Source organism: Variovorax jilinensis (assembly GCF_030316885.1).
Lineage (GTDB): Bacteria > Pseudomonadota > Gammaproteobacteria > Burkholderiales > Burkholderiaceae_C > Variovorax > Variovorax jilinensis.
Window position 1 is genome coordinate 797,735 of sequence record NZ_JASZYQ010000003.1, and the last position, 19,152, is coordinate 816,886.

Genomic DNA, 19,152 nt, shown 5'->3' on the forward strand with positions numbered 1-19,152 from the left:
TAATCTCGGGGGCTGCAATTCACCTCTTGGAGACCCTCAATGGAAATCAACGGCAAGGTATTTATCGTCACCGGCGGCGCATCGGGCCTCGGCGAAGGCACGGCGCGCATGCTGGCGGCCAATGGCGGCAAGGTGGTCATCGCCGACATGCAGGCCGAAAAGGGCGAGGCGGTCGCCAAGGAGATCGGCGGCGTCTTCGTCAAGTGCGACGTCAGCCAGGAAGCGGACGGGCAGGCCGCGGTGGCCGCGGCCCTCAAGCTCGGCAAGCTGGTGGGCCTCGTGAACTGCGCCGGCATCGCGCCGGCCGAGAAGACCGTGGGTAAGAACGGCCCGCACGCGCTGGCCGTCTTCAGCAAGACCGTGACGGTCAACCTGATCGGCAGCTTCAACATGATCCGGCTGGCGGCCGACGCGATGGCGAAGAACGATCCCGAGCCGACCGGCGAGCGCGGCGTGCTGATCTCGACCGCTTCGGTCGCGGCCTACGACGGCCAGATCGGACAGGCTGCCTACAGCGCCTCGAAGGGCGGAGTGGTCGGCATGACCCTGCCGATCGCCCGCGACCTGGCACGCAGCGGCATCCGCAACATGACCATCGCTCCGGGCATCTTCGGCACGCCGATGCTGTTCGGCATGCCGCAGGAGGTGCAGGACGCGCTGGCCGCCAGCGTGCCCTTCCCTTCGCGCCTCGGCACCCCCGAGGACTACGCTCGCCTGGCGAAGCACATCGTCGAGAACGACATGCTCAACGGCGAGGTGATCCGCCTCGACGGCGCGATCCGGCTCGCCCCCCGGTAGTCGAATCGGCGCCGGCCACGGTCGGCGCCTGCCCGCCGAGCTCGCCCTCCGCGGCCTCGTCGGGCTTCAGGCTGCCGGTGCGCTCGAGCCGCTCGAACTGCGCGATCACCTGGGCGCCGAACAGCACCAGCGTGGCCGCGATCTCGAGGCTCAGCAACACCACGATCGCGGTCGTCAGCGAGCCGTAGACCACGTTGACCTGCGACAGCGTGGCGAAGTACAGAACCAGCACGCGTCGCGTGACTTCCCACAGCAGGGCGGCCGTGATGCCGCCGATCAGCGCATGGCGCAGCCGCAGGCGCCCGACCGGCATCACGAGGTAGAGCGAGGTCAGCATGAAGATCTCGCCGCCCAGCCCGAGCAGGTAGAGCAGCACGCCCGAGACGCCCGACAGCGACCAGCTGTGGCCCAGCAGCTCGACGTTCTCCTCGCCGATCACCTGCAGCGCACCCGACACCAGCGTGACGAGCAGCAGCCCGACGCACAGGCACAGGATGTAGATGTAGGGCATCACGACCGAGATCAGGAAGTGGCGCGAATGCTCGGCCTTGCGGTGGTGGAAGATCACCGCCATCGCGCTCTCCAGCACCGTGAAGGCCAGCGAGCTGAAGAAGATCATGGTCACCAGCAGCACCGGCCCCAGCACCTCGGCATGGTTCAGGAAATTGGACAGCTCGCCGACGATGGCCTCCGACTGGCCCGGCAGCAGCCAGGCCAGGTAGCGGCCGACCGCGCCCAGCAGCGCCTGCTGGTCGATGAAGCGCGACAGCGCGATCACGCTCACGATCGACAGCGGCACGATCGACAGCAGCGCGTAGTAGGCGACAGCCCCGGCGAGCAGCAGCCCCTGGTTGGCCCTGAAGCTCTTGAGCGCCTGCCAGAAGAAGCGCAGCGGATGGCGCAGCACGGGGCCTGCCTGGTACACGGTTCGGCGGATCATTCGTGGCTTCGGACCCCTCGGGGCCGTCGGTGGATCGGAAGACCGGCGAAGGCCGGGCGGCGGCTTGCGTATCATTTGGTTTAGTTCCGAGCCTACATGACCATCCCCGCCTCTTTCATCCAGGAACTGATCGCACGCGCGGACGTGGTGGAAATCGTCGGACGCTATGTCCCGCTCAAGAAGGCCGGCGCCAATTTCATGGGCCTGTGCCCGTTCCACGGCGAGAAATCGCCCTCCTTCTCGGTCAGCCCGACCAAGCAGTTCTATCACTGCTTCGGCTGCGGCGTGCACGGAAACGCCATCGGCTTCCTGATGGAGCATGCAGGGATGGGCTTCGTCGAGGCGGTGCACGACCTCGCCGGCCAGTATGGCCTCCAGGTGCCCGAGGACGACGCCTCCCCCGAGGAACGCGCCCGCGCCGCCGGTCAGCGCCAGAAGCAGGCCACGCTGTCGGAGGTGCTCGAAAAGGCCGGCGAGGCCTACCGCAAGCAGCTGCGCCAGTCGCCCGCAGCGATCCAGTACCTAAAGGGCCGCGGCGTCTCGGGCGAGGTCGCCAAGCAGTTCGGCATCGGCTATGCGCCGGCCGGCTGGCGGTCGCTGGCCAGCGTCTTTCCCGACTACGACGACCCGCTGCTGGCCGAGAGCGGCCTCGTGATCACCGGCGAAGTCGAGGAAGGCGCGGATGCCAAGCGTTACGACCGATTCCGGGATCGGGTCATGTTCCCGATCCGCAACGTCAAGGGCGAATGCATCGGCTTCGGCGGCCGGGTGCTCGGCAACGAGAAGCCCAAGTACCTGAATTCGCCCGAGACGCCGGTGTTCAGCAAGGGCCGCGAGCTCTACGGCCTGTACGAAGCGCGCGCCGCCTTCCGCGACCGCGGCTATGCACTGGTCACCGAGGGCTACATGGACGTGGTGGCGCTCGCGCAGCTCGGGTTTCCGAATGCGGTCGCCACGCTGGGCACCGCCTGCACGCCCGAGCACGTGCAGAAGCTGTTCCGGTTCACCGAGTCGGTGGTGTTCAGCTTCGACGGCGACGGCGCCGGCCGGCGGGCCGCGCGCAAGGCGCTCGACGGCGCCCTGAGCTACGCCACCGACGTGCGCAGCATCAAGTTCCTGTTCCTGCCGGCCGAGCACGACCCCGACAGCTTCATTCGCGAATTCGGCGCCGACGCCTTCGCGCGTTGCGTCGCCGAGGCCACGCCGCTGAGCCGCTTCCTGATCGAGGCAGCACGCGAGGGCTGCGAGCTGTCCAGCGCCGAGGGGCGCGCCCGCATGGCGAGCAATGCCCGCCCGCTCTGGAGCGCCCTGCCCGAGGGCGCGCTCAAGCGCCAGCTGCTCGGCGAGCTCGCGGCGCTGGCGCAACTCGGCGCGGCCGAGCTCGAGGCGCTGTGGGCGCCCGCCAAGGCACGCCCCGCGCCCGCAGCGACGGCCGAGGCCTGGCAGCAGGAGCCGCCGCCCTTCACCGAGGCCGACTGGGACACCCGCGACCAGTGGTTCGACGCCCAGTCGCGCAGCAGCGGCACGGGCGCCGGCTACGAGAAGCGCCGCCTCGGCGGCAAGCCGTTCCGGACACCGCCCCCGCCGCGCCCGCCGCCTGGAGGCCGCCGGCTGCCGACCAGCCGCGCCGACGTGGCAGCGCGCCTGCTGCTGTCGAATCCCGCCGAGTGGGAGGCGCTGTCGCACGAGCTGCATGCGCTCCTGTGCGAGCTGCCGGGCGAGCACGGCGCCCTGTTCGCCTGGCTCGACAGCCAGTCGCACGAGCACGGCGTCCAGCCCTGGGCGGCGCTGCGCGAGGGCCTGCGCGAACAGCCTTTCGAAGCGCTCGCGGTGCGGGTCATGACCGGCCCCGATGGCGGGCCGATCGGCGACGCCGAGGGCGATCAGGCCGCCGATTCGGCGCGCGAGCTGCGCAGCGTGCTCGACCACATGCTCGACGAACGGCTCAAGCTGCAGCAGAGCGAGGCGATCGCAGCCGTCGGCAGCGATCCGAGGGCGCTGGAGCGCTACAAGGCCCTGGAAGCGCGCCGGCTGGAACTGCGCCAGCGCCTCAGGCCGGCCCCCGACGGCAACTGAAACTGCTTGAAAAACGCGCAACGCGCTATAATGTAGGGCTTAGCCCGGCGCGGATCACGATCAGCGCCTGGCGACAGGCAAGAGCGACAGCAGCACCTCCGGGCCGATCCGATGCGCAATGCACTTCCCAAAGGGGATACGGATCAATACACCGCAAGGACTGCACACCAAATGTTCGCCCGACATCTTGCCTGTTGACGGTCGTCCGGGGATTCACGTCCCCGGCGCCGCAGTGTTTGTGCTCCTGCCTGCGCCGGGTTTGTGGCGCGTGAGATTCCGCTTGGTTCATCCCGTTGTTCGAGGTCCTATGCCCAGTTCAAAGAAGCCTGCCGTGTCCGCCGCCAAGAAGCCCGTTGCCAAGAAAACGTCGAAGACCGCCGCACTGCCGGCGGCCAAGACGGGGGCCGCCGCCGTGAAGGCGGCTGCCGCAACGAAAGTGAAAACCGTGCCCACGAAATCGACCCTGACCGCCGAAACCCCGAAGCCCGCCGCCAAGAAGGTGGGACGTCCTCCCAAGGCTGCCGGCGCCCCTGCCGCCACCGGCGCCAAGCGCGGCCGCAAGCCCAAGGCCGGCAACGAGCCGACCAGCGACATCGACCTGTCCGACATCGAGGACGAACTGGTCGGCGAAGAACCGGCGGCCAGCACCACGACCGAGGAAAAGGTCAAGCCCCTGCGCATGAAGATCAGCAAGGCGAAGGAACGCGCCTTGATGAAGGAGTTCGGCCTCGACGAGACCGTGCTGTCCGAGGAAGACCTGGCCAAGCGCCGTTCGCGCCTCAAGACGCTGATCACGCTGGGCAAGACCCGCGGCTACCTCACGCACGGCGAGATCTCCGACCACCTGCCCGACAAGCTGGTCGACGCCGAGACCATGGAAGTCGTGGTCACCATGCTCAACGACATGGGCGTGGCAGTCTACGAACAGACGCCCGACGCCGAGACCCTGCTGCTGAACAACACCGCGCCGACCGCCACCACGGTCGAGGAAGCCGAGGAAGAAGCCGAAGCGGCGCTTTCCACGGTCGACAGCGAATTCGGCCGCACCACCGACCCGGTGCGCATGTACATGCGCGAGATGGGCACGGTCGAGCTGCTCACGCGCGAAGGCGAGATCGAGATCGCCAAGCGCATCGAAGGCGGCCTGATGGCGATGATGGAGGCCATCTCGGCCTCCCCCGCCACGATCGCCGAGATCCTGCGCCTGGGCCAGGAAATCCGTGACGGCAAGGTCGTCATCTCGACCATCGTCGACGGCTTCTCGAACCCCAACGAGGCCGACGACTACGTGGCCGAGGAAGACTTCGACGAATTCGACGAGGAAGACGACGACGACGGCAAGGGCGGCTCCAAGGCGCTGACCAAGAAGCTCGAGGAACTCAAGCGCGATGCGCTCGAGCGCTTCGACCGCATCGCATCCCTGTTCGAGAAGGTCCACAAGATCTACGACAAGGAAGGTTACGGCACGCCGGCCTACCAGAAGGCCCAGCACGCGCTGTCCGAGGAGCTGATGACCATCCGCTTCACGGCCCGCACGATCGAGAAGCTGTGCGACCTGGTACGCACGCAGGTCGACGACGTCCGCAAGAAGGAACGCGAGCTGCGCCGCATCATCGTCGACAAGTGCGGCTTCCCGCAGGAAGACTTCATCCGCGACTTCAGCGGCTTCGACAAGAACGGTGCGCGCACCTCGTCCAACCTGCTGAACCTCAAGTGGGTCGAGAAGCAGGCCGCTGCCGGCAAGCCCTGGAGCGCCGTGCTCGCGCGCAACATCCCGCCGGTGCAGGAACTGCAGCAGCGCCTGACCGACATCCAGTCGCGCGTGGTCGTGCCGCTGGCCGAGCTGAAGGACATCAACAAGCGCATGAACGAGGGCGAATCGTCCTCGCGCGATGCCAAGAAGGAAATGATCGAGGCCAACCTGCGCCTCGTGATCTCGATCGCCAAGAAGTACACCAACCGCGGCCTGCAGTTCCTGGACCTGATCCAGGAAGGCAACATCGGCCTCATGAAGGCGGTCGACAAGTTCGAATACCGCCGCGGCTACAAGTTCTCGACCTACGCGACCTGGTGGATCCGCCAGGCGATCACGCGCTCGATCGCCGACCAGGCGCGCACCATCCGCATCCCGGTGCACATGATCGAGACCATCAACAAGATGAACCGCATCAGCCGGCAGCATCTGCAGGAGTTCGGCTTCGAGCCCGATGCGTCGATCCTGGCCGCGAAGATGGAGATCCCGGAAGACAAGATCCGCAAGATCATGAAGATCGCCAAGGAGCCGATCTCCATGGAAACGCCGATCGGCGACGACGACGATTCGCACCTGGGCGACTTCATCGAGGACAGCAGCAACACGGCGCCGATCGAGGCCGCGATGCAGGCGGGCCTGCGCGACGTGGTGAAGGACATCCTCGACAGCCTGACGCCGCGCGAGGCCAAGGTGTTGCGCATGCGCTTCGGCATCGAGATGTCGACCGACCACACGCTGGAAGAAGTCGGCAAGCAGTTCGACGTCACGCGCGAGCGTATCCGCCAGATCGAGGCCAAGGCGCTGCGCAAGCTCAAGCACCCGAGCCGCAGCGACAAGCTGCGCAGCTTCATCGATACACTGTAGCCCGCCCCCAGGTTGGCTCACTTCGTGCAGCCGCCCACCCCCGACCGGGGGCAACACCAACGGCCCGGCAAAGCCGGTTCCGCGGTGTTCCACGAAAAGAGAGATGACCGGAAGGCGCCCATGTGGCGCCTTTCCTTTTGGAGACCGGAGACACCATGAACCCCGACGCCGACAAACTCTGGCGCGCGCCGCGCTGGGCGCTGGCCGTGCTGCTCGCGGTGCTCGGCATGCTCGGGCCGTTCTCCATCGACACCTACATCCCGGCCTTCTCGGGCATCGCGCAGTCGATCGGCGCCACGCCCGGCGAGATGCAGCAGACGCTGTCGGCCTACCTGTTCGGCTTCGCCTTCATGAACCTGTTTCACGGCGCGCTGTCGGACAGCTTCGGGCGCCGGCCGGTGGTGCTGTGGGGGCTGGCGGTATTCACGATCGCCTCGCTGGGCTGCGCGCTGTCGCAGACCATCGGCCAGCTGGTGCTGTTCCGCGCGCTGCAGGGGCTGTCGACCGGCGCCGGCATCGTGGTCTCGCGCGCCGTGATCCGCGACATGTTCCCGCCGGCCGAGGCGCAGAAGGTGATGGCGCAGGTCACGATCTACTTCGGCATCGCCCCGGCGATCGCGCCGATCGTCGGCGGCTTCCTGTTCGTGCACCTCGGCTGGCACAGCATCTTCTGGTTCCTGGTGGGGGTCGGCGTGGTGCTGTGGGCCGCCAACTACAAGCTGCTGCCCGAGACGCTGCACCGCAGCCAGCGCCAGCCTTTCGAGGTCCGGCACCTGATGCGCGGCTACTGGGACCTGTGTTCCGACCCGCGCTTCCTGCTGCTGGCCTTCGCGAGCGGCGTGCCGTTCAACGGCATGTTCCTCTACGTGCTGGCAGCGCCGGCCTTCCTGGGCGACCACCTGGCGCTGGCGCCGACGCAGTTCTTCTGGTTCTTCCTGCTGACCATCGGCGGCATCATGGCCGGCGCCTGGGCCAGCGGCCGCATGGCCGGCAAGGTCGCCCCGAAGCGGCAGATCCGCGACGGCTTCGTCATCATGCTGGCGACCTCGCTGGTCAACGTGGTGGCCAATGCCCTGTTCACGCCGCATGCCGCGTGGGCGCTGTGGCCGCTCGCGGTGTTCGCCTTCGGCTGGGCGCTGATGGTGCCGGTCGTGACGCTGCTGGTGCTCGACCTGCATCCCGAGCGACGCGGGATGGCGTCCTCGCTGCAGGCCGTGATCGGCTCGACCGCCAACGGCATCGTGGCCGGCGTGGTGGCGCCGCTCGTGATGCATTCGACCCTGGCGCTCGCGCTCACCTCGATCTTCATGCTGGCCGTGGGCCTCGTGGCCTGGGTCTGGCTGCATGCGCGCTGGCCAGAGATAGGGCGCCTGGTCAACGGCGCCTGACCGCCGGATTCGCCGGATTCGCCGGCTTCCCCGGGCGCGCCGGCACGGGCGCCGGTGGCCAGTGCGCGGGATCCGCGAATCGCTCGACCAGGAAATCCAGCAGCACGCGCATCGAGGCAGGCATCTGGCGCCGCGAGCCATAGACACCGAAGACGCCCAGGCCCTGGGGCACGAAGCCCGGCAACAGGGCGACCAATTGCCCCCGGGCAATCGGGGCGCTGGCCGAATAGGCGGGCTGCAGCGCAATGCCGGCACCCTCGATGGCGGCGGTCAGCAGCACCCCCGACTCGTTGGCGCTCAGGTTGCCGCCCACAGGCACCGCCACTTCCCCACCCTGATGCTCGAAGCTCCACAGGCTCTTGCCGAAATACGAGTAGGTCAGGCAGTTGTGGAGCGCCAGGTCCTGTGCACTGCGTGGCGTGCCGTGCGCCGCGAGGTAGGCCGGCGACGCGCAGACCACCGACGGGCAGCGCCCGAGCGGCCGCGCGATGAGGTTGGGATCGAGGCCGTTGGTGATGCGGATCGCGAGGTCGATGCGTTCCTCGACCAGGTTCACGGGCCGCGAGTCGATGTGCAGGTCGATGGCGGCCAGCGGATGGCGCCGCAAATATTCGGTCACGGCAGCGGCCAGCACGTCCTGCGCGAGCGACTGCGCGCAGGCCACGCGCAGCAGGCCGCGAGGCAGGTCGGCTTCGGTGTCGGCGGCTCGCCCCATGTCGGACGCCACCTCCAGCATCTGGCGGCAGCGCGCGAGCGTCTGCTCGCCGGCCTCCGTGAGGCTCAGGCGCCGGGTCGTGCGGTGCAGCAGCCGCGCGCCTGCCCACTGCTCCATCTGTGCCAGATAGCGCGTGACCATCGGCCGCGACATCTCGAGCGCATCGGCCGCGGCCGTCATGCTGGCCCGCTCGGCGATGGTGACGAAGACTTCGGCGGCCGTGATGCGGTCCATATTCGATCGAATGATGAAATAAAGAGTTGCATGCTAAGGGCTTTTTGAATCGATTGGAGAAACCTACGATCAGGAGACGGTGGGCTCGGCGCCCGCTGCCCTCTGCCTCCCTCTTTCAAACTTTCTCCAGGAGATATCCATGAGCCACATCGCCATCCTCGGCATCACGGGCCGTGCGGGTTCGCGAATTGCCGCCGAACTGCTGAATCGCGGCCACACCGTGACCGGCATCTCGCGCCACGTCGGCGACGCCCCGCAGCGCGCCGGCCTCACGCTCCAGTCGGCCGACGCGACTTCGGTGGAGGCACTGGTGCCGCTGCTGCGCGGCCACGACGCGGTCATCAGCGCGACGCGCTTCGCGGGAGGCAGCGACGCCGCCACGCTGGTGGCCGCTGCCACTCAGGCAGGCGTGCCGCGCCTGCTCGTCGTCGGCGGCGCCGGCAGCCTCGAGGTGGCGCCCGGCCATGCGCTGGTCGACACGCCCCAGTTTCCCGAGGCCTACAAGGCCGAGGCCCAGGCGGGCGCGGCCTTCCTGCGCGACCTGCGCACCGAGAAGACGCTCGACTGGACCTTCCTCTCTCCCTCGGCACTGTTCGAGCCCGGCGAGCGCACGGGCAGCTTTCGCCTCGGCAGCGATGCGCTGCTGAGCGACGCCGCGGGCAAGAGCCGGATCTCGATGGAGGACTACGCGATCGCGCTGGCCGACGAGATCGAGGCGCCGAAGCATTCGCGCGGCCGCTTCACGGTCGGCTACTGATCCCAGGCACCGGCGCGCTGCCGCACCCCGGTTCAGGGCGTGATCGCCACCTTCAGCACCCCGTCGCGCTGGTTGGCGAACAGCTCGTAGGCCGCCTCGATGTCGTCGAGCCTGAAGCGGTGGGTCACGAGCGGCTTGAGGTCGACACGTCCCGAGCCGACCACCTCCATCAGCCGCCGCATGCGTTCCTTGCCGCCCGGGCACAGGGTGCTGACGATGCTCAGGTCGCCCAGGCCGGCGGCATAGGCGCCGAGCGGGATGCGCAGGTCGCTCGAGTAGACGCCGAGGCTCGACAAGGTGCCGCCCGGGCGCAGCACCCGCAGCGACGACTCGAAGGTGCCCTGGGTGCCCAGCGCCTCGATCGCGACGTCAGCGCCACGGCCGTCGGTCAGGGCGAGGATCTGCTCGACCGGGTCGCCCTGCCTGAAGTCGACCACATGGTCCGCACCGAGAGCGCGCGCCACCGCCAGCCGCTCGGGCACGGTGTCGACGCCGATGATGGTGCTGGCACCCATCAGCCGGGCGCCGGCGACCGCGCAGAGGCCGATCGGGCCCAGCGCGAAGACGACCACCGTATCGCCGATCTGCACGCCGCCACGCTCGGCCCCCGAGAAGCCGGTCGACATGATGTCGGGACACATCAGCACCTGCTCGTCGCTCAATGCATCGGGGATCGGGCTCAGGTTGGCCATCGCGTCGCGCACCAGCACGTATTCGGCCTGACAGCCGTCGATGGTGTTGCCGAACTTCCAGCCGCCCATGGCCTTGAAGCCATGCCGGGTGCCGACGCCGTCCTGCGATCCGCAGCCGCAGAGGCAGGCATAGCTGTGGCCGCTCGGCGTGATGGCGCCGGCGATCACGCGCTGCCCTTCCTGGAAGCCTTCGACCGCCGAACCCAGCTTGTCGATCACGCCGACCGGCTCATGGCCGATGGTGAGGCCGCGCTCGACCGGATATTCGCCCTTGAGGATGTGGACGTCTGTGCCGCAGATCGTGGTGGTTGTGATGCGGATCAGCGCGTCGAGCGGGCCGACATCGGGGATCGGCTTTTCCTCGAGCACGATGCGCCCCTTCTCGACGAAGACGGCGGCTTTCATTTTCTGGGTCATGGCGATGGATCCCTTTCGGCAGTGAGGAAGAACAAGGGCCCATTCGACCGCAAACAGGTTGCAGCGACTTGACCGGGCGCAAGGAAGGGCGGATTACGGCGCCGACGCGCCTTCCAGCGTTCGCTTCATCGCCTGCATGCCGGCCTCGATCATGGCGGCGATGGACGCGGCCATCTCGTTCGGCAGCAGGTCGGCGACCCAGACCAGCCGGCTTTCGGTCTCGCCTTCGGAGATGACCTGCAGCGAGGCGTTGTGGTGCGTGAGCGGGCCCCCGGTCGCGGACCACGAGGTGCGTCGCGCAGCGTCGTCGACACTCACGATCAGCTCGCGCGCGACCATGCCATTGGCGAAGGTCACGATGCGGGCATCACCCTCGAGCCGGCAATCGGTGACGAAGCCCGGCACGAGCCGGCGGTGGATCTGGCCAACGTCGCGCACGGCGTCCCAGATGGCGTCGGCGCTGGCCGAAACGCGGATTTCCTGTCGGATCGCTGCCATCGTTGTCCCCTTGAGGCCGAGGACCGAAGTCTAGGACGAAGTCGGCGCGCCAGCGAGTGCGGCGCGCCAGCGAGTGCGGCGCGCCGCTTTTGCGCGGAAATCAGCGCGCGACGCCGAGCAGCCGCTCGAGCACCTCGGGCTGGGCGCGCAGCGTGGCGGCCTGGTCGGCATGCACCACCGTGCCGTGGTCGAGCACCACGGCCTGGTCCGAGATCGCGAGGATCGCCTGCGGATGCTGCTCGACGATGATCGCCGCCAGCCCTTCCTCGCGCGTGATTCGGCGGATGGCGCGCAGCAACTCTTCCACGATGATCGGCGCCAGGCCCTCCAGCGGCTCGTCGAGCAGCAGCAGTGTCGGGTTCAGCACCAGCGCGCGGCCGACCGCCAGCATCTGCTGCTCGCCGCCCGACAGCTGCGTGCCGAGGTTGGACTTGCGCTCGGCCAGCCGCGGGAACATCTCGTAGACGCGCTGCGCGTTCCACTTGCCGGGCCGCTCCACGGCCGTGAGGTTCTCGTGCACCGTGAGCGACTTGAAGATGTTGCGCTCCTGCGGCACCCAGCCGATGCCGGCCGCGGCGCGCAGGTGCGAGGGCAGCTTGTGCAGCGCCGGCGTGGCGCCGAGCGCGATGCTGCCGCCGTGCTGGCGCGTGACGCCGGCCAGCGTGTTGATCAACGTGGTCTTGCCGGTGCCGTTGCGGCCCAGCAGTGCCAGCGTCTGGCCCTGGCCCAGCGAGAGCGCGATGTCGTGCAGCACCACGGCTTCGCCGTAGCCCGCGCTGAGGTTCTCGATGCGCAGCAGTTCAGACATGGGCAGCCTCCCCGTGGCCCAGATAGACCTCCTTCACCTTCGGGTCGTTGGCGATGGTGTCGGGGTCGCCCTCGGTCAGCAGCGTGCCGTTGACCAGCACCGTCATGCGGTCGGCGAAGCTGAAGACCAGGTCCATGTCGTGCTCGATCAGCAGCACCGAGACATCGGCCGGCAGCGCGGCCACGGTCTCGAGCAGCTCCTCGCGCTCGCCGGCCGGGACGCCCGCCACCGGCTCGTCGAGCAGCAGCACGCGCGGCTCGCAGGCCAGCGCGATCGCGATCTCGAGCAGACGGCGCTTGCCGTAGGCCAGGTGCCGGGTCTGCTGCTGCGCCACGTCGGCGAGACGGAAGTGCTCGAGCAGCTGCCCGGCGCGCTCGGCCACGGCCTTCGAGCTTCCGAGCGGGCGCCACCACTGGCCGCCGATGCCGGTGTGCTGGGAAACGACCAGCGCCAGCGTCTCGAGCGGCGTCATCGAATCGAACAGCTGGTTGATCTGGAAGGTGCGCACCATCCCGCGCGCCACGCGCTTGTGCGGCGCCAGCCTGGTGATGTCCTCGCCCTCGAGCACGATCCGGCCCTCGGTCGGCGTCAGCACGCCCGTGAGCAGGTTGATCAGCGTGGTCTTGCCGGCGCCGTTGGGGCCGATCAGCGCATGGCGGGCGCCCCGCCGCAGATTGAGCGTGACGTTGTTGGTGGCCGTGATGCCGCCGAAGCGCATCACGAGCCCGGTGGCCGAGAGCACCGTGTCGTTGGGAATGACAGCGCTCATTGGCAAACCTCCGCCTTCAGGCGGCCGGGCGGCGCTCATGGCTTCACCGCCTTGCGCGCGCCGAACCAGGTCCAGGGCCTGAGCAGCCGCTCGCGACCGACCAGCACCAGCAGCACCAGGATCAGGCCGATCCAGAACATCCAGTACTGCGGCGTGACGGTCGACAGCACGTCCTGCAGCAGCTTGAAGACGATCGCACCCGCGATGCCGCCGTAGAGCCAGCCCACGCCGCCGATCACCAGCATCAGCATGACGTCGGCCGAGCGGTCGAAGGCCAGCACGTCGAGCGAGGCGAAGCCGGTGGTCTGGGCCAGCAGCGCACCAGCGGCGCCGGCCACGGCCGCGCCCACGGTGTAGATCACGGCCAGCCGCGAGACCACCGGGATGCCGATGGCCATCGCGCGCAGCCGGTTGTCGCGGATCGCCTTGAGCGTGGCGCCGAGCGGCGAATGCACCAGCCGGCGCATCAGCAGGAACAGCAGCAGCATCACCGAAAGCGAATACCAGGCCGCGGTGCGCCCGTAGAGGTCGAACTCGAACAGGCCGAGCACCGGACCCATGACGACGCCCTGCAGGCCGTCGGCGCCGCCGGTCAGCCAGTCGAGCTTGTTGGCCAGTTCGAGCAGCAGCAGCGCGGTGCCCAAAGTGACCATGAGCCGCGTGAGGTCGGTACCGCGCAGGATCGTGACGCTGGCGACCGCGCCGAGCATCGCCGACAGCACGATCGCGAACAACAGGCCCACGGTGGGATCGGGCATCACGAGCTTGGCGAACAGCGCAGCGGCATAGGCGCCAAAGCCGAAGAAGGCCGCATGGCCCAGCGACACGATGCCGGTGTAGCCGAGGATCAGGTCGAGCGACATCGCGAACAGGCCGACGATCGCGATCTCGTTGATCATCAGCGCGTGCGAGGGCACGAGGAGCGGCAGCACGAAGGCCACCGCCCACATCACGAATTCGGCCGGGCGCCAGCGCGCCTTGCGCAGAAGAGGTTGCTGGAAGTCCATCAGCGGCCTCCCTTGCGCGTGAACAGGCCCTGCGGCCGCCACATGAGGATCAGGATCATCAGCAGGTAGACCGTGAAGGCGCCCATCTTGGGAATGAAGTACTTGCCCGCGACGTCGGCGATGCCGAGCAGCAGCGCGGCTGCGAGCGGTCCCGTGATCGACGAGGTGCCCCCCACCGAGACCACGATCAGGAAATAGATCATGTACTTGAGCGGGAAGGTCGGATCGAGCCCGAGGATCTCGGCGCCCAGCGCACCGCCCAGCCCGGCCAGGCCCGAGCCGACCGCGAAGGTCAGCAGGAACACGATGTTGACGTTGATGCCCAGGCCCGCGGCCACGCGCGGATCGTCGACCGCTGCACGCAGCCGGCTGCCGAAGCGGGTCTTCGAGAGAATCAGTTGCAGCACCACGGTCAGCAGCGTGCAGATCGCGATGATGAAGATGCGGTAGTGGCCCATGCCGAGCATCAGCGCACCCTCGCCGACCTCGGTGCGCCCGCGCAGCCAGTCGGGCAGGTGGATGTTCTGCTGCGAGGAACCGACGAAATAGTCGACCGCCGCCACCGCCATGAAGGCGAGGCCGATCGAGAACAGCACCTGGTCGAGGTGCGGCTTGCCATACATCGGCCGGTACAGCGTGCGCTCGAGCAGTGCACCGGCCGCACCCACCACGACGAAGGCCAGCGGCAGGCACAGCAGGAAGGGAATGCCCAGCTTCTGCATGGCGAATACCGTGAGGTAGCCGCCGGCCATCGCGAAGGCGCCATGCGCGAGGTTGATGAAGTTCATCAACCCCAGCGTCACGGCCAGCCCGACCGCGAGCACGAACAGCAGCATCCCATAGGCGATGCCGTCAAAAAGGATGGTCAACATTTGAGCTTCTTAGCACTCGATCCTGCAATCTCGCCGCAATCGCGACACGTCGGCGCAGCCAATCTCTTTTCGGGAAACACCGCGGAACCGGCTTTGCCGGGCCGCTGGTGTAGCCCCCGGTAGGGGGTGGGAGCCCCGACACGAAGTGCGGGGCAACCTGGGGGCGCGCTTATTTCGCCTTGCCCGGGTCCTTGACGGACTTGATGACGTCGAACTCGACGTTGTAGAGCTGGCCGTCCTTCTTCTCGACCTTGCGCAGGTACACGTCCTGCGTGATGTCGCGGGTCTGGGCATCGATCAGCACCGGGCCGCGCGGGCTCTCGAAGACCTGGCCCTTCATCGCGGCCAGCAGCGCATCGCCGCCGCCCTGGCCCTTGGTGGTCTTGAGGCCCTCGTAGATCATGCGCATGCCGTCGTAGCCGCCGACCGCCATGAAGTTCGGGCGCATGTTCTTGTTGGCAGCCTGGAAGTCGGCCACGAACTTCTTGTTGACCGCCGACGGATGGGCCGCCGAGTAGTGGTGCGTCGTGACCACGCCGAGCGCGCCGTCGCCCATGTCGTTGAGCTGGTCGTCATCGGTCACGTCGCCGGTGGCGATGAGCTTGATGCCGGCCTTGTCCATGCCACGCTCGAGGAACTGCTTCATCACGGCCGAGCCGGCGCCCGAGGGCACGAAGACGAACAGCGCGTCCGGCTTGGCATCGCGCACCTTCTGCAGGAAAGGCGCGAAGTCGGGGTTGCGCAGCGGCACGCGCAGCTTCTCGACCACCTTGCCGCCGTTGAGCTCGAAGCGCTCGCTGAAGAACTTCTCGGCGTCGTTGCCCGGACCGTAGTCGCTCACCAGCGTGACGACCGACTTGATGCCGTTCTTGGGCGCCCAGTCGCCCATGGCGACCGACACCTGCGGCAGCGTGAAGCTCGAGCGCAGCATGTACGGCGAAGCCTGCGTGATGCTCGACGTGGCGGCAGCCATCGTGATGGCCGGCGTCTTCGACTGCGTGGCGATCGGTGCCACGGCCAGCGCGATCGGCGTGAGGCCGAAGCCGGCGAGCACGTTCACCTTGTCGTTCACCACCAGTTCCTGCGCGATGCGCTTGGCGACGTCGGGCAGGCCGGTGTCGTCCTTGACGATCAGCTGGACCTTCTTGCCCGCGACCGTGTCGCCGTGCTGCGCCATGTAGAGCTTGGCCGCGGCCTCGATCTGGCGGCCGGTGGAGGCCTGCTGGCCGGTCATCGGCAGGATCAGGCCGATCTTGAAGGTGTTGTCCTGTGCCTGCGCAGCCAGCGGCAAGGCCAGGGCGATGGCGGTCAGGCTGGCAGCCTGGACGAGATGGCGACGACGCATGGAAATCTCCTGGTTCATTGAATGCGGACCGGTGCTATTGTGACTAAATGCAAACTCGTACGGCCGTCGGCAAATCCCTAGCGCGACGACGGGGTCGACGAAAACTGCGCGATCAGCAAAACGCTCGCGCGATCATCGCGCAAGCGGGAAAAGGCGCCGGCGCGACTCAAGGGCTGACTCACGGGCTGTCGGGCCGCCACGCCGAGTCCAGCGTGATCGTTCCCACGGCGCGCGAGACGCAGGCGCAGATGCGCCCGCCGGCCGCCTTCTCGTGCGCACTCAGGAACACGTCGCGGTGATCGATCTCGCCGTCGACCGCGAGCACGTCCATCGCGCACAGGCCGCATTCGCCACGCCGGCAATCCCACAGCGTCTGCACGCCGGCGCCTTCGAGCGCCTCGAGCAGCGTGCTGCCGACCGGCACCTCGATCTCGAGGTCATGGCGCGGAATGCGCACCGCGAAGGCCTGGGTCGCGAGCCGGCCGCTGCTGCCGAAGGTCTCGAAGCGCAGGTCGGCCTGCGCGCGGCCGGCGTCGGCCCAGGCGCGCTTGACCGCCTCGAGCATCGGCACGGGACCGCAGGTGTAGAGCTGGCCGGCGGCGGGCAGCGCCGCGATCTCGGCGGCGAAGTCGATCGCGGCACTGCCCGTGAAGGCCTGCAGGCTGGTCGCCGGGCCCGCGGCCAGGGCCTGCTCGAGCGCCGGCAGGTAGGCCAGTTCGTCGGCGTTGCGGGCGCCGTAGAGCATGCGCACCGAGACGCCGTCGCGCGCGGCACGCGCCGCCAGCCGCTCGGCCATGTGGACCATCGGCGTGATGCCGATGCCACCGGCCACCAGCAGGTAGCCCGGGGCCGTGAGATCGAGCCCGAAATGGCTGCGCGGCTCGCTCACCAGCAGCCGGTCGCCGGGCGCGAGCCGCCACATCGCGAGCGAACCGCCGCGGCCGTCGTCCAGCCGCTTGACCGCGATGCGCCAGGACTGGCCGTCGGGCGCACCGACGAGCGAATAGGAACGGGTCTGCACGCGGCCGCTGCCGGGCGCGCCGACCAGCAGCTGCACCTGCAGGTGGGCACCGGGCTCGTGGCTCGCGGCGGCGCCCGACTCGGGACGGATCTCGAACTCGCGCACGGTCGGCGTCAGGTCGCGGCAGGCCACGAGGCGGGCCGGCATCCAGTGGATATCGCTTTTCATCGGGGTCTCGGTGTCTCGTCGATCTCAGGCTCTGCGGCGGATCAGCTGCACGCCCGGCAGCGGATGGTTCTGCAGGCCGTGCAGCGCCTCGCGCAGGTTGCGCTGGGCGATGCGGCTGTGCTCGCGCATCAGGGCCTCGGCGCGCGAACCCTCGCGGTTCTCGATCGCGTCGAGCACCTGGCCATGCTGGTCCTGCGCGATCAGCAGCATGTCGCGCGCGGCCGGCGAATTGGCCTGCACCACCACGAAGCCCGAGGGCGAGGCGAACGGCAGGTTGACGACGCGCTCGAGCTGCTTGGCGATCAGGGTGCTGCCCGACATCTCGGACAGCAGCCGGTGGAAGGCCTCGTTGAAGGCCACGTAGCGCGAGAAGGCGGCATCGTCGAGCGCAGGCTCGCGCAGCAGTTCGTCGATGCGCCGCAGACAGGCACGCGCCTCGCGCAGCACCACGGGCGGTGCACCGCGCTCGGCCGCGAGCCGCGCTGCGAGGCCCTCGAGCGTGCCGCGCAGCTCGATCGCATCGGCCACGTCGCGCTCGGAGAAGGTCCGCACCGCGAAGCCGCCGTTGGGCAGGGCTTCGAGCAGGCCTTCCTGCTCGAGCCGCATCAGCGCGCTACGCACCGGCGTGCGCGAGACGCCGAGCAGCTCGGACACGGCCACCTCGGCGATGCGCGCGCCGCCCGGCAGCTCGCCGGCCAGGATCATCTCGCGCAACCGCAACTGGGCCTTGACGGCCTGCGAGCTGCCGGCCTCGGCGGGCTCGGCGGCTGCGACCGGAGTGCTCACGCCGTCACCGCCGGAACGGGCTGGATCGCGATCACGGGCTGGCGCGGCTTCTCGCGCGCCACCATGCCGTCGATCAGCCGTCGCGCCCACATCGCGCCGGCATCGATGTTGAGGTTGTAGAAGCTGTAGTCGGGACGCTCGTCCATCGCGCGCTGCTGGGCCTCGAGCACCAGTTCGTCCTCGCGGAAGATGTTCGCCACGCCTTCGCGCAGCTGGTGCGTGAGGCGCTGCTCGCCGACGCAGTAGTTGCGCGAGAAGGCCCAGAAGTACAGGCAGGTCTTGTCGGTCTCGGGCGTGATGGTGTTGAGCACGTAGCCGTTCACGCCCTTGCTGCGGTCGCCCGCCGCACCGTCGCGCGGCACCGCGCCGCTGCCGGCCTCGGCCACGCCGACGTCGATGTTGACGGTGCATGGCGCCTCGAAACGGATGATCTGCCAGCGGTCGACCTTGCCCTTGTAGCCGCGTGCATGGTGGATCTGGCCGGCCCAGAACGGCGGCGGATCGATGTCCTCCATCCAGCGCGTGACCGTGGCCGAGCGGTCTCCGTGGGTGGCGACGAAAGGCGCCTCCGCCACTTCTCGGTTGCCGATCGAGGAACCGTGCACGAAGGTCTCGTGCGTCAGGTCCATGAGGTTGTCGACCACCAGCCGGTAGTCGCAGGCGACGCGGATCATCTTGCCGTCGCCGGCCCACTCGGGATCGTCGTTCCAGTGCATGTCGGGCACCAGCGCGGGATCGGCCTTGGCCGGGTCGCCGGGCCAGATCCAGACGAAGCGGTGCTTCTCGAGCACCGGGTAGGCGCGCACGCAGGCCGAGGGGTTGAGCGTCTCCTGGCTCGGCATGAAGGTGCAGCGTCCCTGGCTGTTGTAGACCAGGCCGTGGTAGCCGCAGACCACCTCGTCGCCTTCGAGCCGGCCGAGCGACAGCGGCATCAGCCGGTGCCAGCAGGCGTCCTCGAGCGCGGCGACCTGGCCGTCGCTGCGCCGGTAGAGCACCAGCTTCTGGTTGCAGATCGTGCGCGCAAGCAGGGCGTGGGAGACCTCGACGTCGTAGGCCGCGGCATACCAGGCGTCGAGCGGAAAGGGGCTCTTGGAATCGTTCATGGGATACGTAATGTATACATAGACACCTAAAAATCCACCGTTCTGAAGCATATATAGGGCAAACCCCTATCCGAATGTATCCATTCGACTTCCGTCCACAGCGGCTAGGATCGAGCGTTTCATCCAGTCTCGACGGAGTTT

Annotated in this window: 17 protein-coding genes; 5 read left to right on the top strand and 12 right to left on the bottom strand. The window is 68.3% G+C overall.

The window, feature by feature from the left end; genetic code table 11:
- The first annotated feature begins 39 nt into the window (after window positions 1–39).
- Window positions 40–798: a 3-hydroxyacyl-CoA dehydrogenase gene (locus tag QTH87_RS15420; RefSeq protein ID WP_286610253.1), complete on the top strand. Its 759-nt coding sequence runs from the start codon at window positions 40–42 to the stop codon at window positions 796–798.
- On the opposite strand, the gene QTH87_RS15425 is transcribed toward QTH87_RS15420, so the two are convergent.
- Window positions 746–1,738 carry a YihY/virulence factor BrkB family protein gene (locus tag QTH87_RS15425; RefSeq protein WP_286610256.1) on the bottom strand — a complete coding sequence of 331 codons (993 nt, stop codon included), beginning with the start codon at window positions 1,736–1,738 and terminating at the stop codon, window positions 746–748. The genes QTH87_RS15420 and QTH87_RS15425 overlap by 53 nt on opposite strands.
- A gap of 96 nt (window positions 1,739–1,834) precedes the next feature.
- Between QTH87_RS15425 and dnaG the strand changes: the two genes are divergently transcribed.
- The 3 genes from dnaG (at window position 1,835) to QTH87_RS15440 (ending at window position 7,819) form a co-directional block, all read left to right on the top strand.
- Window positions 1,835–3,814 carry a DNA primase gene (gene dnaG / locus QTH87_RS15430; protein WP_286610258.1) on the top strand — a complete coding sequence of 660 codons (1,980 nt, stop codon included), beginning with the start codon at window positions 1,835–1,837 and terminating at the stop codon, window positions 3,812–3,814.
- A 307-nt stretch (window positions 3,815–4,121) separates the two neighbouring features.
- Window positions 4,122–6,431: an RNA polymerase sigma factor RpoD gene (gene rpoD / locus QTH87_RS15435; RefSeq protein WP_286610260.1), complete on the top strand. Its 2,310-nt coding sequence runs from the start codon at window positions 4,122–4,124 to the stop codon at window positions 6,429–6,431.
- A 155-nt stretch (window positions 6,432–6,586) separates the two neighbouring features.
- Window positions 6,587–7,819: a multidrug effflux MFS transporter gene (locus tag QTH87_RS15440; RefSeq protein WP_286610262.1), complete on the top strand. Its 1,233-nt coding sequence runs from the start codon at window positions 6,587–6,589 to the stop codon at window positions 7,817–7,819.
- On the opposite strand, the gene QTH87_RS15445 is transcribed toward QTH87_RS15440, so the two are convergent.
- Window positions 7,806–8,768, bottom strand: a complete 963-nt coding sequence (locus QTH87_RS15445) for a LysR family transcriptional regulator (RefSeq protein WP_286610265.1) — start codon at window positions 8,766–8,768, stop codon at window positions 7,806–7,808. The two genes, QTH87_RS15440 and QTH87_RS15445, sit on opposite strands and share 14 nt — an antisense overlap.
- A 139-nt stretch (window positions 8,769–8,907) precedes the next feature.
- Between QTH87_RS15445 and QTH87_RS15450 the strand changes: the two genes are divergently transcribed.
- A complete protein-coding gene (locus tag QTH87_RS15450) occupies window positions 8,908–9,525 on the top strand; it encodes an NAD(P)-dependent oxidoreductase (protein ID WP_286610266.1) in 618 nt (205 codons plus the stop codon).
- A gap of 32 nt (window positions 9,526–9,557) precedes the next feature.
- Here QTH87_RS15450 and QTH87_RS15455 read toward each other — a convergent pair whose 3' ends face one another.
- The 10 genes from QTH87_RS15455 to QTH87_RS15500 form a co-directional block, all read right to left on the bottom strand.
- Window positions 9,558–10,634, bottom strand: coding sequence for an NAD(P)-dependent alcohol dehydrogenase (locus QTH87_RS15455; protein WP_286610267.1), 1,077 nt, complete (start codon window positions 10,632–10,634; stop codon window positions 9,558–9,560).
- A gap of 93 nt (window positions 10,635–10,727) precedes the next feature.
- Window positions 10,728–11,132, bottom strand: a complete 405-nt coding sequence (locus QTH87_RS15460) for an SRPBCC family protein (RefSeq protein ID WP_286610268.1) — start codon at window positions 11,130–11,132, stop codon at window positions 10,728–10,730.
- Between the two features lie 100 nt (window positions 11,133–11,232).
- Window positions 11,233–11,940 (bottom strand): ABC transporter ATP-binding protein, encoded by a 708-nt coding sequence (locus tag QTH87_RS15465; RefSeq protein ID WP_286610270.1) that lies wholly within the window; start codon window positions 11,938–11,940, stop codon window positions 11,233–11,235.
- Window positions 11,933–12,709 (bottom strand): ABC transporter ATP-binding protein, encoded by a 777-nt coding sequence (locus QTH87_RS15470; RefSeq protein ID WP_286610272.1) that lies wholly within the window; start codon window positions 12,707–12,709, stop codon window positions 11,933–11,935. Before QTH87_RS15470 ends, QTH87_RS15465 begins: the two co-directional genes overlap by 8 nt.
- A 35-nt stretch (window positions 12,710–12,744) precedes the next feature.
- Window positions 12,745–13,716 carry a branched-chain amino acid ABC transporter permease gene (locus QTH87_RS15475; RefSeq protein ID WP_286610273.1) on the bottom strand — a complete coding sequence of 324 codons (972 nt, stop codon included), beginning with the start codon at window positions 13,714–13,716 and terminating at the stop codon, window positions 12,745–12,747.
- Window positions 13,716–14,588 (bottom strand): branched-chain amino acid ABC transporter permease, encoded by an 873-nt coding sequence (locus QTH87_RS15480; RefSeq protein WP_286610275.1) that lies wholly within the window; start codon window positions 14,586–14,588, stop codon window positions 13,716–13,718. Before QTH87_RS15480 ends, QTH87_RS15475 begins: the two co-directional genes overlap by 1 nt.
- A 169-nt stretch (window positions 14,589–14,757) precedes the next feature.
- Window positions 14,758–15,933, bottom strand: coding sequence for an ABC transporter substrate-binding protein (locus QTH87_RS15485; RefSeq protein WP_286610277.1), 1,176 nt, complete (start codon window positions 15,931–15,933; stop codon window positions 14,758–14,760).
- Window positions 15,934–16,111: 178 nt separating this feature from the next.
- Complete coding sequence (locus tag QTH87_RS15490; RefSeq protein ID WP_286610279.1) at window positions 16,112–17,122, bottom strand: PDR/VanB family oxidoreductase; 1,011 nt, start codon at window positions 17,120–17,122, stop codon at window positions 16,112–16,114.
- Window positions 17,123–17,146: 24 nt separating this feature from the next.
- The gene (locus QTH87_RS15495) at window positions 17,147–17,908 is read right to left on the bottom strand and encodes a GntR family transcriptional regulator (RefSeq protein WP_286610281.1); all 762 of its coding nucleotides are present in this window, start codon (window positions 17,906–17,908) and stop codon (window positions 17,147–17,149) included.
- A complete protein-coding gene (locus QTH87_RS15500; protein ID WP_286610283.1) occupies window positions 17,905–19,011 on the bottom strand; it encodes an aromatic ring-hydroxylating dioxygenase subunit alpha in 1,107 nt (368 codons plus the stop codon). The genes QTH87_RS15495 and QTH87_RS15500 overlap by 4 nt, the downstream gene beginning before the upstream one ends.
- Window positions 19,012–19,152 lie beyond the last annotated feature (141 nt).

Excerpts from the sequence above, each read along its gene's own strand:
- QTH87_RS15420 (WP_286610253.1), top strand. The coding sequence starts at position 40 with ATGGAAATCAACGGCAAGGTATTTATCGTCACCGGCGGCGCATCGGGC.
- QTH87_RS15425 (WP_286610256.1), bottom strand. The coding sequence starts at position 1,738 with ATGATCCGCCGAACCGTGTACCAGGCAGGCCCCGTGCTGCGCCATCCG.
- dnaG (WP_286610258.1), top strand. The coding sequence starts at position 1,835 with ATGACCATCCCCGCCTCTTTCATCCAGGAACTGATCGCACGCGCGGAC.
- rpoD (WP_286610260.1), top strand. The coding sequence starts at position 4,122 with ATGCCCAGTTCAAAGAAGCCTGCCGTGTCCGCCGCCAAGAAGCCCGTT.
- QTH87_RS15440 (WP_286610262.1), top strand. The coding sequence starts at position 6,587 with ATGAACCCCGACGCCGACAAACTCTGGCGCGCGCCGCGCTGGGCGCTG.
- QTH87_RS15445 (WP_286610265.1), bottom strand. The coding sequence starts at position 8,768 with ATGGACCGCATCACGGCCGCCGAAGTCTTCGTCACCATCGCCGAGCGG.
- QTH87_RS15450 (WP_286610266.1), top strand. The coding sequence starts at position 8,908 with ATGAGCCACATCGCCATCCTCGGCATCACGGGCCGTGCGGGTTCGCGA.
- QTH87_RS15455 (WP_286610267.1), bottom strand. The coding sequence starts at position 10,634 with ATGACCCAGAAAATGAAAGCCGCCGTCTTCGTCGAGAAGGGGCGCATC.
- QTH87_RS15460 (WP_286610268.1), bottom strand. The coding sequence starts at position 11,132 with ATGGCAGCGATCCGACAGGAAATCCGCGTTTCGGCCAGCGCCGACGCC.
- QTH87_RS15465 (WP_286610270.1), bottom strand. The coding sequence starts at position 11,940 with ATGTCTGAACTGCTGCGCATCGAGAACCTCAGCGCGGGCTACGGCGAA.
- QTH87_RS15470 (WP_286610272.1), bottom strand. The coding sequence starts at position 12,709 with ATGAGCGCTGTCATTCCCAACGACACGGTGCTCTCGGCCACCGGGCTC.
- QTH87_RS15475 (WP_286610273.1), bottom strand. The coding sequence starts at position 13,716 with ATGGACTTCCAGCAACCTCTTCTGCGCAAGGCGCGCTGGCGCCCGGCC.
- QTH87_RS15480 (WP_286610275.1), bottom strand. The coding sequence starts at position 14,588 with ATGTTGACCATCCTTTTTGACGGCATCGCCTATGGGATGCTGCTGTTC.
- QTH87_RS15485 (WP_286610277.1), bottom strand. The coding sequence starts at position 15,933 with ATGCGTCGTCGCCATCTCGTCCAGGCTGCCAGCCTGACCGCCATCGCC.
- QTH87_RS15490 (WP_286610279.1), bottom strand. The coding sequence starts at position 17,122 with ATGAAAAGCGATATCCACTGGATGCCGGCCCGCCTCGTGGCCTGCCGC.
- QTH87_RS15500 (WP_286610283.1), bottom strand. The coding sequence starts at position 19,011 with ATGAACGATTCCAAGAGCCCCTTTCCGCTCGACGCCTGGTATGCCGCG.